Raw genomic sequence first — 14,529 nt, 5'->3', positions numbered from 1 at the left:
ACAGCCCTCCGGGCCTCGGCCGCCGCGTGTCCTGGCGGTGCGCGGCGGTCGGCCGGGCAGGCGATTTGACGTCTGGCGGATGGCGACCTAACCTCGTAATTCGTCCCGGGAGTGAGCCGGACGCCGATCAGGCGGACGGGCCCCAGGACAAGCCCCTTGAGAACAAGCCACTCGGCCGGAGCGCTGCGACGCGCTCTGGATCGGGCCGTCTCGGGCGTCCGGAGTCTGATCGCCGAATAATCGGTTGATTCGACAGGCGCAGGATGACACGGTAAGTTCCGAGGGCCGCCAAACCTGATCAGAAGAACCGATGACGGGATTTGACCGCATATCGGATGGTCTGGTAGGCTGGCGAAGAGCGAGATGTGCGCCACCGGCGCTGAGGACGGATATTCTCGGCAAGGTGCACGCGTCCGTTTCTTGAGAACTCAACAGTGTGTTAAAAGCCAGTGCATGATGCACAACCCCGTCATTTATGACGGATTCCTTTTTGGTTGGGATTCAAATCATCTTATGGAGAGTTTGATCCTGGCTCAGGACGAACGCTGGCGGCGTGCTTAACACATGCAAGTCGAGCGGAAAGGCCCTTCGGGGTACTCGAGCGGCGAACGGGTGAGTAACACGTGAGTAACCTGCCCCTGACTCTGGGATAAGCCCGGGAAACTGGGTCTAATACCGGATACGACCTGCTCCGGCATCGGATGCGGGTGGAAAGTTTTTCGGTCGGGGATGGGCTCGCGGCCTATCAGCTTGTTGGTGGGGTAGTGGCCTACCAAGGCGACGACGGGTAGCCGGCCTGAGAGGGCGACCGGCCACACTGGGACTGAGACACGGCCCAGACTCCTACGGGAGGCAGCAGTGGGGAATATTGCGCAATGGGCGGAAGCCTGACGCAGCGACGCCGCGTGGGGGATGACGGCCTTCGGGTTGTAAACCTCTTTCAGCAGGGACGAAGTTGACGTGTACCTGCAGAAGAAGCGCCGGCTAACTACGTGCCAGCAGCCGCGGTAATACGTAGGGCGCAAGCGTTGTCCGGAATTATTGGGCGTAAAGAGCTCGTAGGTGGCTGGTCGCGTCTGCCGTGAAAGCCCGCAGCTTAACTGCGGGTCTGCGGTGGATACGGGCCGGCTAGAGGTAGGCAGGGGCAAGTGGAATTCCTGGTGTAGCGGTGAAATGCGCAGATATCAGGAGGAACACCGGTGGCGAAGGCGGCTTGCTGGGCCTTACCTGACGCTGAGGAGCGAAAGCGTGGGGAGCGAACAGGATTAGATACCCTGGTAGTCCACGCTGTAAACGTTGGGCGCTAGGTGTGGGACCCTTCCACGGGTTCCGTGCCGGAGCTAACGCATTAAGCGCCCCGCCTGGGGAGTACGGCCGCAAGGCTAAAACTCAAAGGAATTGACGGGGGCCCGCACAAGCGGCGGAGCATGTTGCTTAATTCGACGCAACGCGAAGAACCTTACCAAGGTTTGACATCACCCGGAAACGTGCAGAGATGTGCGCCTCTTCGGACTGGGTGACAGGTGGTGCATGGCTGTCGTCAGCTCGTGTCGTGAGATGTTGGGTTAAGTCCCGCAACGAGCGCAACCCTTGTTCCATGTTGCCAGCACGCTCCTTCGGGGGTGGTGGGGACTCATGGGAGACTGCCGGGGTCAACTCGGAGGAAGGTGGGGATGACGTCAAGTCATCATGCCCCTTATGTCTTGGGCTGCAAACATGCTACAATGGCCGGTACAGAGGGCTGCTAAACCGCGAGGTGGAGCGAATCCCTAAAAGCCGGTCTCAGTTCGGATTGGGGTCTGCAACTCGACCCCATGAAGTCGGAGTCGCTAGTAATCGCAGATCAGCAACGCTGCGGTGAATACGTTCCCGGGCCTTGTACACACCGCCCGTCACGTCACGAAAGTCGGCAACACCCGAAGCCCGTGGCCCAACCACCTCGTGTGGGGGGAGCGGTCGAAGGTGGGGCTGGCGATTGGGACGAAGTCGTAACAAGGTAGCCGTACCGGAAGGTGCGGCTGGATCACCTCCTTTCTAAGGAGCACTCTCACCCGTCACCACCGTACGTGTGGTGGGGTGACAGCTCACTAGTGGAGCACTGGCTACTCAACCGGTCCCGGTTGTCACCGTGCTAGTACCGCCCGCATCCTCTTCGTGAGGGGTGGGAGTGGGAGCGTGCGGGGGAGGGCCGAGACTGGTTGGACACACTGTTGGGTCCTGAGGAAACGGACCGGCTGGGCCCATCCCCTGGGGTGGGCTCGCTGTCTGTACGACCTCAGCACAGGACCGGAGGGCTCGTCACAGGTGTGGCGGGTGATCTGGTTGCTGTTTGTTGTTTGAGATTTGCATAGTGGACGCGAGCATCTTTGTGGCCAAGTTTTTAAGGGCACACGGTGGATGCCTTGGCATCAGGAGCCGATGAAGGACGTGGGAGGCTGCGTTAAGCCTCGGGGAGTCGCCAACCAGACGTTGATCCGGGGATGTCCGAATGGGGAAACCTAGCACCAGTCATGTGGTGTTGCCTCCGCCTGAATGTATAGGGCGGTTGGTGGTAACGCGGGGAAGTGAAACATCTCAGTACCCGTAGGAAGAGAAAACAAGAGTGATTCCGTGAGTAGTGGTGAGCGAAAGCGGAGGAGGCCAAACCGGGCGTGTGTGATAGCCGGCAGGCGTTGCATGTCCGGGGTTGTGGGACCTTCTTGAAGGAGCTGCCGATTCGTTCGAGCAGTGAGAAATCGATGGGGTAGTCGAAAGCTCTGGGAAGGGCTGCCGTAGACCGTGAGAGCCGGGTAGGCGAAACCTTGTCGACTGCTGGAGGGGATCCCAAGTAGCACGGGGCCCGAGAAATCCTGTGTGAATCTGCCAGGACCACCTGGTAAGCCTAAATACTCCCTGATGACCGATAGTGCACGAGTACCGTGAGGGAAAGGTGAAAAGTGCCCCGGTGAGGGGTCGTGAAAGAGTACCTGAAACCGTGTGCCTACAAGCCGTAGGAGCTTACGAGGATTTCGGTCCTCGTGTGATGTGACTGCGTGCCTTTTGAAGAATGAGCCTGCGAGTTATGGTGTGTGGCGAGGTTAACCCGTGTGGGGGAGCCGTAGCGAAAGCGAGTCTGAAGAGGGCGTTTGAGTCGCATGCTGTAGACCCGAAGCGAAGTGATCTACGCATGGGCAGGTTGAAGCTCAGGTAAGACTGGGTGGAGGACCGAACCCACCAGGGTTGAAAACCTGGGGGATGATCTGTGTGTAGGGGTGAAAGGCCAATCAAACTTCGTGATAGCTGGTTCTCCCCGAAATGCATTTAGGTGCAGCGTTGCGTGTTTCTTGCCGGAGGTAGAGCACTGGATGGCCGATGGGCCCGACAAGGTTACTGACGTCAGCCAAACTCCGAATGCCGGTAAGTGAGAGCGTGGCAGTGAGACTGCGGGCGATAAGGTTCGTAGTCGAGAGGGAAACAGCCCAGATCACCGACTAAGGCCCCTAAGCGTGTGCTAAGTGGGAAAGGATGTGGAGTCGCAGAGACAACCAGGAGGTTGGCTTAGAAGCAGCCACCCTTGAAAGAGTGCGTAATAGCTCACTGGTCAAGTGATTCTGCGCCGACAATGTAGCGGGGCTCAAGCACACCGCCGAAGTCGTGGCACTGATGGGACGTGAGTCTTGTTGGTGGGTAGGGGAGCGTCGTGCTGCCGGTGAAGCCGCCGAGTGATCGAGTGGTGGAGGCTGTGCGAGTGAGAATGCAGGCATGAGTAGCGAATCGAGGGTGAGAAACCCTCGCGCCGGATGACCAAGGGTTCCTGGGGCAGGTTAATCCGCCCAGGGTAAGTCGGGACCTAAGGCGAGGCCGACAGGCGTAGTCGATGGACAACGGGTTGATATTCCCGTACCCGCTTCAATGCGCCCATATCGAACCCATTGATACTAAGAGTCCTTAAGTCAGCCGGCCCTTCGGGGCGGGTGTTAGGCTGAACGCTCGGCCTGAGGTGGTAGTAGGTAAGCGATGGGGTGACGCAGGAAGGTAGTCCAGCCCAGGCGATGGTTGTCCTGGGGTAAGCATGTAGGGAGTGGGGTAGGCAAATCCGCCCCGCGCATATCCTGAGATGTGATGCCGAGCCGATTGTGGCGAAGTGGATGATCCTATGCTGCCGAGAAAAGCCTCTAGTGAGTGTTGTGGCGGCCCGTACCCTAAACCGACTCAGGTGGTCAGGTAGAGAATACCAAGGCGATCGGGTGAACTGTGGTTAAGGAACTCGGCAAATTGCCCCCGTAACTTCGGGAGAAGGGGGACCTCTGCTGGTGAACATCCTTGCGGTGGGAGCTGGTGGGGGTCGCAGTGGCCAGGGGGAAGCGACTGTTTACTAAAAACACAGGTCCGTGCGAAGTCGTAAGACGATGTATACGGACTGACGCCTGCCCGGTGCCGGAACGTTAAGGGGACCGCTTAGCCGGCTTTCGAGTTGGCGAAGGTGAGAACTTAAGCGCCGGTAAACGGCGGTGGTAACTATAACCATCCTAAGGTAGCGAAATTCCTTGTCGGGTAAGTTCCGACCTGCACGAATGGCGTAACGACTTCCCCGCTGTCTCAACCGCAGACCCGGCGAAATTGCACTACGAGTAAAGATGCTCGTTTCGCGCAGCAGGACGGAAAGACCCCGGGACCTTCACTACAGCTTGACATTGGTGTTTGGAGCGTCTTGTGTAGGATAGGTGGGAGACTGGGAAGCTCGGACGCTAGTTCGGGTGGAGTCATTGGTGAAATACCACTCTGGTCGTTTTGAATGTCTAACTCTGGTCCGTGATCCGGATCGGGGACAGTGTCTGGTGGGTAGTTTAACTGGGGCGGTTGCCTCCTAAAGGGTAACGGAGGCGCCCAAAGGTTCCCTCAGCCTGGTTGGCAATCAGGTGTTGAGTGTAAGTGCACAAGGGAGCTTGACTGTGAGACTGACGGGTCGAGCAGGAGCGAAAGCTGGGACTAGTGATCCGGCATCGGCGTGTGGAAGCGGTGTCGCTCAACGGCTAAAAGGTACCCCGGGGATAACAGGCTGATCTTCCCCAAGAGTCCATATCGACGGGATGGTTTGGCACCTCGATGTCGGCTCGTCGCATCCTGGGGCTGGAGTAGGTCCCAAGGGTTGGGCTGTTCGCCCATTAAAGCGGTACGCGAGCTGGGTTTAGAACGTCGCGAGACAGTTCGGTCCCTATCCGCTGCGCGCGCAGGAGACTTGAAAGGGGCTGTCCCTAGTACGAGAGGACCGGGACGGACGAACCTCTGGTGTGCCAGTTGTATCGCCAGGTGCATGGCTGGTTGGCTACGTTCGGGAGGGATAACCGCTGAAAGCATCTAAGCGGGAAGCTTGCCTTGAGATGAGGTCTCCCACCCTGTGAGGGGGTAAGGCTCCCGGGAGATGACCGGGTTGATAGGCCGGAGGTGGAAGCGCGGTAACGTGTGGAGCTGACCGGTACTAATAGGCCGAGGACTTGACCACAAAGCATTGTTTTTCTTGCTCGCGTCCACTAGGCAATTCTGAGACTGCAAACAGTGTTCCTGTTTGTGTGTTTCGGAGGGTTACGGCGGTTATGGCGGGAAGGAAACACCCGGTTACATTCCGAACCCGGAAGTTAAGCTTCTCTGCGCCGATGGTACTGCACTCGGGAGGGTGTGGGAGAGTAGGTCACCGCCGGACAATCTTTTAGTTGGGGAGGCCCCGAGCATTGCGCTCGGGGCCTTTCCGCGTTTACGAGGTCTGTGTCTGCCGCAGGACGAAGACTCCCCAGCCGAGATACTGCCGTCCGTACTCCAGGTGTGAGCGTCTGGCCGTGGACAGGAATTCGCGCATGGCGTTCGCGTCGGGATCCGCGGGGTTGGCGCGGAGCCAGTCGCTCACCGTCCACCACTGGGAGGCCGCGTACCGATCCCAGCTGTCGGGGCTGGCCAGCACCATTTCCAGCAGTTCGTATCCCGCCTCCTCGAATCGCTCCCCCGTACCGGCGAGAGACGTGAACGTGTCCTCCTTCGGGGAGAGCGCCCGCACTGCTTCGGAGGGCGGCGGTGCCGTCCAGAAGCACTCTCCCACCAGGGCGATCCCGTCGGGGCGGAGCGGGCGGCGCATCAGGTCGAGGGTGCCGGCCAGGCCGTCGCCGATCCACGTCGCACCGATGCAGGACACGATGTCGTACGTGTCCGCTTCGGTCTCGTAAGCGCCGGCGTCCGCTTCGACGAACTGGACTCGGTCGGCCACCCCCAGTTCGTCGGCCCGTTCCTTGGCCGCTTCCAGGAACTCCTTGCTGATGTCCACGCCGACACCCTCGTGGCCGTAACGGGCTGACCAGCGGCTGAGCATTTCGCCCTTGCCGCACGCCAGATCGAGCTGGCGCATTCCGCGCTCGATGCGACAGATCTCGCCCAGCAGGTCGAGTTTGGCGTCGGTGATGGGATTGAGTATGCGGTGGCGGGCTTCGGCTATTTCATGGAAACGCAGCGACATGCGGTTCAGTTTCGTGGAGCGGGGGTCGTCCGTGCCACTGAATATGCAGGTCGGCCGCGGCGTGGCGGGGTCTGAGACGCGGCTGTACAGCCGTCCCGGTGTGCCCCTCGGAAGCCGGCGGAGGGTTCCAGGTCAGGGCGGCGGCTGGACGGGGACTGGGACAGGTCTCGGCTTGCTAGGCTGGGAGAGTACTCGGGCCACCCCAACCACGGGTGGCCTTCGTCGCGTAAGGCCCGGGACGGGCGGCGACCAGCCACGGCGGGCCGGACTGACAGGCAGAGGGGCTCGCTGAGTGAGCCAACGAAATGGACCAGAAGTGAACAGAGATAGCGGATCGGACGGCGGGCAGCGCGGGCGCGGCGACAACGAAGACAAGCGCTCGTACGGCGACAGGGACGGCGGATCCGGCTCCCGCGGACGCGACGAGCGAGACCGCCCGTTCCGCTCAGGCGACGACAGGCGCTCCTACCAGGACCGCGGCCAGGACCGCGGCGAGGGGCGCGGCGAGGGGCGCGGCCAGGATCGCGGACCGCGTGGTCAAGGCGGAGGCGGCAGGCCGTTCCGCGACCGCGACGACCGTGGATCGCGCGGCGAAGGAGGCTACCGGGAGCGCCGTGAGGGCGACGACCGGCGTTCCTATCGCGATCGTGACGAAAGCCGCCCTTCCAGGGATCGCTATGAGCGCCGTCCGCACCAGGACCAAGGCGAGCGGCGGCCCTACCAGGACCGCGGCGAACGCCGTCCATACCAGGATCGCGGTGAGCGCCGGCCCTACCAGGACCGTGGTGAAGCCCGCCCGTACCGGGATCGTGGCGAAGGTCGTCCTCCCGGGGGTCGTGACGATCGTCCGTCGTACCGGGACCGTGGTGAGGGCCGTCCGTTCCGGGGTCGCGACGACCGTCCGTCGTACCGCGACCGTGGCGAGAGCGGTCCTCCGAGGGATCGTGACGATCGTCCGTCGTACCGGGACCGTGGTGAGGGCCGTCCGTTCCGGGGTCGCGACGACCGTCCCTCGTACCGCGACCGCGGCGAGAGCGGTCCTCCGAGAGATCGTGACGATCGTCCGTCGTACCGGGACCGTGGCGAGAGCGGCCCTCCCCGCGACCGTGGCGACCGTCCCTCGTACCGCGACCGTGGTGAGCGCGGTCCGCGCCAGGAGGGCGAGCGCCGTCCTTACCGGGACCGCGACGACCGCGGCCCGCGGGGTGAGGGGGACCGTCGTCCCTTCCGCGATCGGGACGACCGCGGTTTCCAGCGCGGCCCGTCGCGGGACAGGGATGATCGCCCGTTCCAGGACCGTGGCGAGCGTCGCCCGTTCCAGGACCGTGGCGAGCGTCGCCCGTTCCAGGACCGTGGCGAGCGTCGCCCGTACCAGGACCGTGGCGAGCGTCGCCCGTACCAGGATCGCGGCGAAGGTCGTCCTTCCGGGGGTCGTGACGACCGTCCGTCGTACCGGGACCGTGGTGAGGGCCGTCCGTTCCGGGGTCGCGACGACCGTCCGTCGTACCGCGACCGTGGTGAGCGCGGTCCGCGCCAGGAGGGCGAGCGCCGTCCTTACCGGGACCGCGACGACCGCGGTCCCCGGCGCGACGACCGCGGCCCGCGCCGCGAGGACGGCCCGCGCCCGTTCTCGCGGGAGGAGCGTCCCGGTGCCCGCGCCCGTTTCGGCCGGCAGGACCGCGAGGACGCCGCGCCGAGGCGGGAGCCGCTGCCCGAGGTGGCGCCCGACATCAGCGCCGACGAGCTGGACAAGGAGGTACGGGAGGAACTGCGGTCCCTGCCCACGGACCTCGCCGAGCTCGTGGGCCGGCACCTCGTCGCCGCCGAGCGCGCCCTTGAGGAGGACGACACCGACAAGGCTCACGAACACACCACGGTGGCTCGCAGGTTCGCGGCCAGGATCGGTGTCGTACGGGAGGCCGCGGGCATCGTCGCCTACCGGGCCGGACACTTCAGCGAGGCGTTGAGCGATCTGCGCGCCGCCAGGAGGATGACCGGTTCGGAGGCGTACCTGCCGGTCATGGCCGACTGCGAGCGTGGGATGGGTCGTCCGGAACGCGCCCTTGACCTGGTCCGCTCGCCGGAGGCGGAGCGCCTGGACCGTGCGGGGCGGATCGAGCTGACGATCGTGGAGTCGGGGGCGCGCCGCGACCTCGGCCAGCACGACGCGGCCGTCATCACGCTCCAGCGGCTGCCGGAGCTGCGTGACCCGCAACCCCGCCCGTGGTCGGCGCGGCTGGCGTTCGCGTACGCCGACGCGCTGGAGGAAGCGGGGCACCGGGAGGCGGCCGTCGACTGGTTCGGCAGGGCGATGGCGTTCGACGAGGACGGAGAGACCGACGCCGCCGAGCGTTACTCCGAGCTGACCGGGTCCGTGATCGAGGACGTCGAGGAAGGCTACGACGAGGACTTCGTGTCCCCCGAGGGCGCCGAGTCCGACGTCGAGGCCGAGGCGGCGGATGAGCCGGGGACCGGTGAGGCGAGCGGGCCTGAGGCTCGTGAGGCGGAGCCGGCCGCGCAGGCGAGCCCGCCGCGTGCCGGAGAGACGGCCGGCGACGGCGAGCAGGACCCGCGCGCTGAGGAGACGGTCGGCGACGGCGAGCAGGATGGCCCGCGGAGCCCGCGCGCCGAGGAGGTCCGCGGCGAGGACGGGGATACGGGCCCGCACGCCGAAGAGGACCGGCGTGACGCCGGGGAGGCGGGTCCGCGCGCCGAAGAGGTCCACGGCGATGGCGCGGAGACGGGCCAGCATGTCGAAGAGGACCGGCGTGACGCCGAGGAGACCGGCTCCGATGCCGGGCAGGCGGACGCGGAGCCCGGTGCCTCACCCGCGCCGATCGCCCCGTCATTCATCGAGCCGGACTTCGGTGACGAACGTGACGACAAGTCCGGTGACAGGCCCGGCAAGCAGTCCGAGTAGGTGACTCCGGGGCACGCACGCGATTCCGAGACGCGGGTGCGTGCCCCGGCCTCCGCTCACGGTGAGACGCGGTCGAGCCAGTGGAGGATGCCGGCGACGTTCGACGGCGCGCCGCTGAGCAGTTCGAACTGCTCGGCCGTCTCGTTCTCGTCGGCCATGGCCCGGTAGCGCTCCTTGGTGCGGTCGCGCACCATGGCCACGGCGTGGTCCAGGTCCAGGCCTTCGGCGTGGGCCTGGCGGGTGAGGTCCACCCAGACGCGAAGTTCCTCCGCCGACCTTTCGAGCGTCTCACCTACCGCGTCGACCGGTCCGTAATGGCTGAACAGCAGGCGTTGCGGCTGCAGCGCCTGGAACAGCGCGATCGAGTCCAGCGCTGTCTGCAGGTCGAAGTCCGGCGGCGGGGTGGCCGGGCGCAGGTCGCCGGTCTCCGGCAGGTAGACGCCCGCGGCGTCCCCCACGTACAGGTCACCGGTGGCCGAATCGATCAGCCCCACGTGGTGCTTGGCGTGGCCGGGTGAGTAGTGGCTGCTCAGCGTCCTGCCGTTGCCGAGGTCGATGGCGCCGGTGTCGCCCAGGGCGACGATGCGTTCGGCCTCGGTGGGCGACAGCTCGCCGAACAGCGTGTCGAGGCGGTCACCCCACACCATCCTGGCACTGGCCATCAGCCTGGACGGCTCGGCCAGGTGCCGCGCCCCCTTCTCGTGGACGACGACCTGCGCCGACGGAAAGAACTTGGCGATGTCGCCCACTCCGCCCGCGTGGTCGAGGTGGATGTGCGTCACCACGACCGTGGCCAGATCCTCAGGACCGACGCCGAGCGAGGCCAGCGCGTCACGTACGACGGGGGCGGAGGTTGACGTCCCGGTCTCCACCAGACAGGGGCGGTCGCCCAGGATCAGGTAGCCGGCGGTGATACCGGAGTATCCGGCCATCTTCGTGTCGATCTCATAGACGTCGCCGCCGAGGGCGGTGATGTTGTCCACAGGCACTCCCGAGCCGCGTCCGCTATCCCCAGAACGGCATTCGAGCCGAACCGGACTTCCTCACATCGTAGAGAGTGATCTCCACCCGATCACCCATGGGAGGACGACAGTGGACCGCAACGAGGTCTTGCTGGTGGGACGGCTGTCCGCGGCAGCGGAGGACCGGAGCCTGCCGAGCGGCGACACCATGACGAAATGGCGGCTGCTGGTGCGCCGCCGCAGGCACAAGCGGGGAGGCACGCTCACCGACAGCATTCCGTGCGTCAGCTTCGACCAGGGGGTGGCCGACGTCCTCCACGGACTCAAGCCGCGCGACGCCATGGAGGTCACCGGCGCCTTCCGCTGCCGGGTCTTCGGCCCGGCGTCCGCCAAGATCTGGACCTACGAAGTTGAGGTGGCCACGGTCAGAGCCATCGAGGCGGATTCTCTGCCCCTGGACGAGCCCGCCGAACCGCCACCTCCTTCCTCGCCCCGCCCGGTCGCCGAGCTGGCCAAGGTGATCTGACCGGGGATGCCTGCCTCGCCGCACTGCGTACGCAGGCATGGAGGGGCGCGCGTGCCCCGGGCTGTCACCTCCGCCGGGACAGGTGACGGAGGAGAGCCGGCCCGTGGTGGTCAGCGGATGGCGAAGGTGCGCAGGATCAGCCCGGTGCGGGGTTTGGGGCCGAAGGAGGTGGACTTGCGAGGCACCCGTTCACCGCCCGCCGCCACCGCCAGGACATCGGCGACGGCCAGGGGTTCGAGGATGACGGCGGTGCCGCCTGTGGTGTCGGCGAGCTCGGCGGCGGCCCGCGGGTCGTGGTGGACGATGCGCACCGTCTCCTCGTCGTCCCGCAGGCCCCACACCTTGGGGAGCACGAACTCGGTGAGGATGGAGGTGTTCAGCGAGTTCCACCGGGCCGAGCGGTCCGCGGGCATGGCCTGAGCGAGCTGCAAGGGGTCCGGGTTGGACAGGAGGTGCGCTTCGGCGCCGCAGGCCAGCAGGAAGGCCGGGCCCTCGGCGTCGCTGAGGGCGGCCAGGCCCTCGTCCAGATCGGTGAAGTCCTGTACGCGCCAGGACCCCTTGGCCCTGGCCACGGCTTCGTCGAGCGGGAGTTGCGGGATGACCCGGTGGATGGCCTTGAGCTCGGGCGGGTACGCGTCGGTGTCCACGAGCAGCGCCAGCCCGAAGTCCCATGGGCTCCGCTTGGCCGGCTCCGGCGGCTGCTCCGGGTCGAGGGCGTCCCGGCCGGCGTTCTCCCTGCCGCTCGGAGGTTCGCGGTGGCCCGCCTGGCTGTCGCGACCGCCGTGCTCACCCTGCGCGGGTTCGTCGCGGTGCCCCACGGTGGGGTGGAGGGCGTGTTCGCGGCGCTGGAGGATGCGGTACGTCGCGTACCTGTGGTGACCGTCGGCGATGAGGGCCTGGCGAGGGAGGAGGTCGGTGTTGACGGCGGCGATCTCGGCCTCGTCGGTGATCGCCCAGAGGCGGTGGGTCAGGCCGTCCTCGGTGTGGGCGGTGACCAGGGGCGGACGGCCGGTGGCCACCTCGTCGACGAGGCGGGTCGCCACGCCGTTCTGGCCGTTGTAGAGGAGGAAGATGGGCTCCAGGTTGGCCTGGGTGGTGCTCATGAGGGCGAGGCGGTCGGCGATGGGGCCGGGGAGCACGTCCTCGTGCGGCAGGACGATGCGCTGCGCCGGGTCCGGCAGACAGACGTCGCCGATGAGGCCGCGCTGCAGCACACCGGGCCCGCGCTGCTCGTACACGTAGAGCGCCGGCTCCTCGTCGGGGGCGAGGACGCCCGCGTCGAGCCAGGCTCGCAGCGTCCTCCTGGCCTCGGCGTACCGGGGGTCGGGCGCTTCTTGGGCAGCGCTTCGTGGGGATTTGTCTGTTTCTTGTGACGGTTGTCGTTCGGCTGGCCGGTGCTCTGTGGGGATCTTCCGCGCGTCCGTGTCGGGCGAAAGGGGAAGGATGAGACGGACGACGTTGTTGGGATGGACGTCCAGGAGAGCGCGTACATCCCCGTCGGAGATGAGGTCGTAAGGCGGGGAGGTCACCTTGGCGGGATCGTCGACGGCGAAGCGGACGCCCCGGAACGGGCGCAGGATCAGCCCGTCCGGTATCGGCAGTTCAGAATTCCCCATACCGGGCATGCTGCCATAAACATCCGAGTCTTCCCGTAGTCGCCACAACGCCCCGGTGGCGTTCGATCCCGAAACTCCGTCGTACGCCGATGAAGGAGGGCTCACTCATCATGGAAGGCGCCAACGGCCACACCGATTCCCCCGGAACCCCTCAAGGTGACGTCTATGACTGGTACCAGCGTGGTGTGAAGCTTCTCCAGGAGGGCAGCCCCGCCGCCGCGGCGGCGCTGCTGGAACGCGCGGCGGACGCGGAGCCTGAGTCTCGGAGCATCAGGGAGGCGCTGGCGCGGGCCCAGTTCAACTCCCGGCGGTACCAGGAGGCGGCCAGCAGCTTCCAATGGATCGTGGAGGACAATCCCACGGAGGATTACGCCTATTTCGGATTGGGACTCTCCTTGTGGCGAACGGGCGACGTCGAGGCGGCCCAGGAGCCGCTGGCGATCGCGGTCGCGATGCGACCTGACGACCGCAACTACGTGTCGGCGTTGCGCAGCGTCCGGGCCACATTGAAGGCCCGCCAGGACATGTGACGCGCTCTGAGAGCGCGCGTCACGGACGTGCCCGGCCGGCCGTCGGGGGGCGGTGTCGTCCTCGTCCGTCTCCAGCATGATGTCCCCCGCACCCGCTCGTCGGCCCGCGTCCAGGACGGCGCGGGCCGCTTCGGTGGCGGACCCCCAGGGGGCGGGGTCGAGGCTGTAGAGGATCTCCACCCGCGTGCTCTCGTTCCGGCGAAGGCCGCACACGCCGACGAGCTCCCTGCTCAGGTACGCCTTCCCCAGCTGGTGGAAGGTCGGATCTGCCAGGTCCGTGCGGAAGGTCGGTTCTGCCGGGTCCGTGCGGAAGGTTGGTTCTGCCGGGTCCGTGCGGAAGGTCGGTTCTGCCGGGCCGGGTTCTGCCGGCCTGTGCTGTAGGGAGGCGGGTTCCTGCCGCCCACGCGGTCGGCAACGCGGGCTCTGGGCGGTGGCCGCCGGGGAGGCCGGTTAGAGTCTCACGGGACGTGAGCCGGCGACGGGAAAGAGGCATGGTGCTGATCGACGGTTACGACACCCTGCTGCTCGACCTTGACGGCGTCGTCTACCTCGGGCCGCGGGCTGTGTCCGGGGCGGCTGAGGCGCTGGCGGAGGCGCGGCGGCGCGGGGTCCGGCTGGCGTACGTGACCAACAACGCCTCCAGGACCCCGGCCGCCATAGCGGCTCACCTGCGGGAGCTCCGGGTGCCGGCCGGACGGGACGACGTGGTGACGTCGGCTCAGGCGGCGGCGCGGGTGGTGGCCGAGAGGGTGCCGCCCGGGGCGAAGGTGCTGGTCGTCGGCGGGGCCGGCCTCCGGATGGCGGTACGCGCGCAAGGGCTCAGGCCCGTCACGGCGGCGGCCGAGGAGCCCGCGGCCGTGGTGCAGGGAATGTGGGCGGGGCTGTCGTACGGGCTGCTGGCCGAGGGGGCGCTGGCGGTGCGGCAGGGGGCGCTGTTCGTGGCCGCCAACCGCGACTCGACCATGCCCATCGGACGGGGCGAGGTGCCGGGGAACGGGGCGATGGCGCGGGTGATCGCCACGGCGACCGGCGTGGAGCCCTTGTACGCGGGGAAGCCGGATCCGCCGCTGCACCGCGAGTCGATGATCCGCACGGGGGCGCGGCGGCCGCTGGTGGTCGGCGACCGCCTCGACACCGACATCGAGGGGGCGCGCAACGCGGGCGTGGACGGGTTGCTGGTGCTCACCGGCGTGGCCAGGCCGCTCGACGTGCTCACCGCGCCGCCGCACCGGCGTCCGGTGTACGTGACCGAGGACCTGTCGGGGTTGTCGGCTCCGTACCCGGAGGTGCGGGACGGGGCGTGCGGCGGCTGGCGGGCCCGCTGGGTGGACGGGGCGCTGCGGCTCGACGGCGACGGCAGCAGGATCGACGGGCTGCGGGCGGCCTGCGACGCCGCTTGGGCGGCGGCGGGTGCGGGCCGCGCGGAGGAGGACGCGGTCAAGCCCGTGCTGGCCAGGCTCGGCTAGCGCCAGGTCTGTCGAGGACAGGTGTCTG

8 protein-coding genes and 3 rRNA genes are annotated in these 14,529 nt (G+C 66.5%); 7 read left to right on the top strand and 4 right to left on the bottom strand.

Annotated features, from left to right (window positions below; genetic code table 11):
* Nucleotides 1-510 precede the first annotated feature (510 nt).
* The 3 genes from ACQEUU_RS23970 to rrf all read left to right on the top strand — a co-directional run bounded on the left by ACQEUU_RS23970 (nucleotide 511) and on the right by rrf (nucleotide 5,680).
* A 16S ribosomal RNA gene (locus ACQEUU_RS23970) occupies nucleotides 511-2,034 on the top strand.
* A gap of 336 nt (nucleotides 2,035-2,370) precedes the next feature.
* A 23S ribosomal RNA gene (locus ACQEUU_RS23965) occupies nucleotides 2,371-5,482 on the top strand.
* A gap of 81 nt (nucleotides 5,483-5,563) precedes the next feature.
* A 5S ribosomal RNA gene (rrf, locus tag ACQEUU_RS23960) occupies nucleotides 5,564-5,680 on the top strand.
* Together the 16S, 23S and 5S rRNA genes form the textbook arrangement of a ribosomal RNA operon.
* Before the next feature lie 51 nt (nucleotides 5,681-5,731).
* Here rrf and ACQEUU_RS23955 read toward each other — a convergent pair.
* Nucleotides 5,732-6,481, bottom strand: coding sequence for an SAM-dependent methyltransferase (locus ACQEUU_RS23955; protein WP_433069553.1), 750 nt, complete (start codon nucleotides 6,479-6,481; stop codon nucleotides 5,732-5,734).
* A gap of 445 nt (nucleotides 6,482-6,926) precedes the next feature.
* On the bottom strand, nucleotides 6,927-8,345 hold the full coding sequence (locus ACQEUU_RS23950; RefSeq protein WP_433069550.1) for a hypothetical protein: 1,419 nt from the start codon (nucleotides 8,343-8,345) through the stop codon (nucleotides 6,927-6,929).
* 12 nt (nucleotides 8,346-8,357) lie between these two features.
* On the opposite strand from ACQEUU_RS23950, the gene ACQEUU_RS23945 reads away from it, so the two are divergent.
* Entirely contained in the window at nucleotides 8,358-9,401 is a 1,044-nt protein-coding gene (locus ACQEUU_RS23945) for a hypothetical protein (RefSeq protein WP_433069548.1), read from the top strand.
* 56 nt (nucleotides 9,402-9,457) lie between these two features.
* Here ACQEUU_RS23945 and ACQEUU_RS23940 read toward each other — a convergent pair whose 3' ends face one another.
* A complete protein-coding gene (locus ACQEUU_RS23940; protein ID WP_433069546.1) occupies nucleotides 9,458-10,384 on the bottom strand; it encodes an MBL fold metallo-hydrolase in 927 nt (308 codons plus the stop codon).
* A gap of 109 nt (nucleotides 10,385-10,493) precedes the next feature.
* Here ACQEUU_RS23940 and ACQEUU_RS23935 point away from each other — a divergent pair, with 109 nt between their 5' ends.
* Nucleotides 10,494-10,889 carry a single-stranded DNA-binding protein gene (locus ACQEUU_RS23935; RefSeq protein WP_433069543.1) on the top strand — a complete coding sequence of 132 codons (396 nt, stop codon included), beginning with the start codon at nucleotides 10,494-10,496 and terminating at the stop codon, nucleotides 10,887-10,889.
* Nucleotides 10,890-10,999: 110 nt separating this feature from the next.
* Here the strand turns inward: ACQEUU_RS23935 and ACQEUU_RS23930 are convergent, their stop codons facing one another.
* Nucleotides 11,000-12,514 carry a DUF1015 domain-containing protein gene (locus ACQEUU_RS23930; RefSeq protein WP_433069540.1) on the bottom strand — a complete coding sequence of 505 codons (1,515 nt, stop codon included), beginning with the start codon at nucleotides 12,512-12,514 and terminating at the stop codon, nucleotides 11,000-11,002.
* A 101-nt stretch (nucleotides 12,515-12,615) separates the two neighbouring features.
* Here ACQEUU_RS23930 and ACQEUU_RS23925 point away from each other — a divergent pair, with 101 nt between their 5' ends.
* Together ACQEUU_RS23925 and ACQEUU_RS23920 are read left to right on the top strand one after the other, a co-directional pair.
* Nucleotides 12,616-13,035 (top strand): tetratricopeptide repeat protein, encoded by a 420-nt coding sequence (locus ACQEUU_RS23925; RefSeq protein WP_433069539.1) that lies wholly within the window; start codon nucleotides 12,616-12,618, stop codon nucleotides 13,033-13,035.
* A 491-nt stretch (nucleotides 13,036-13,526) separates the two neighbouring features.
* The gene (locus tag ACQEUU_RS23920) at nucleotides 13,527-14,501 is read left to right on the top strand and encodes an HAD-IIA family hydrolase (RefSeq protein WP_433069537.1); all 975 of its coding nucleotides are present in this window, start codon (nucleotides 13,527-13,529) and stop codon (nucleotides 14,499-14,501) included.
* Nucleotides 14,502-14,529 lie beyond the last annotated feature (28 nt).

It is taken from the genome of Nonomuraea sp. CA-218870 (assembly GCF_050936535.1).
In the GTDB taxonomy this organism is placed as follows: Bacteria; Actinomycetota; Actinomycetes; order Streptosporangiales; family Streptosporangiaceae; genus Nonomuraea; species Nonomuraea corallina.
The sequence above is the reverse complement of the archived record's forward strand: the minus strand, read 5'-3'. Positions and strand labels throughout refer to the sequence as shown.

Excerpts from the sequence above, each read along its gene's own strand:
- ACQEUU_RS23955 (WP_433069553.1), bottom strand. The coding sequence starts at position 6,481 with ATGTCGCTGCGTTTCCATGAAATAGCCGAAGCCCGCCACCGCATACTC.
- ACQEUU_RS23930 (WP_433069540.1), bottom strand. The coding sequence starts at position 12,514 with ATGCCCGGTATGGGGAATTCTGAACTGCCGATACCGGACGGGCTGATC.
- ACQEUU_RS23925 (WP_433069539.1), top strand. The coding sequence starts at position 12,616 with ATGGAAGGCGCCAACGGCCACACCGATTCCCCCGGAACCCCTCAAGGT.
- ACQEUU_RS23920 (WP_433069537.1), top strand. The coding sequence starts at position 13,527 with ATGGTGCTGATCGACGGTTACGACACCCTGCTGCTCGACCTTGACGGC.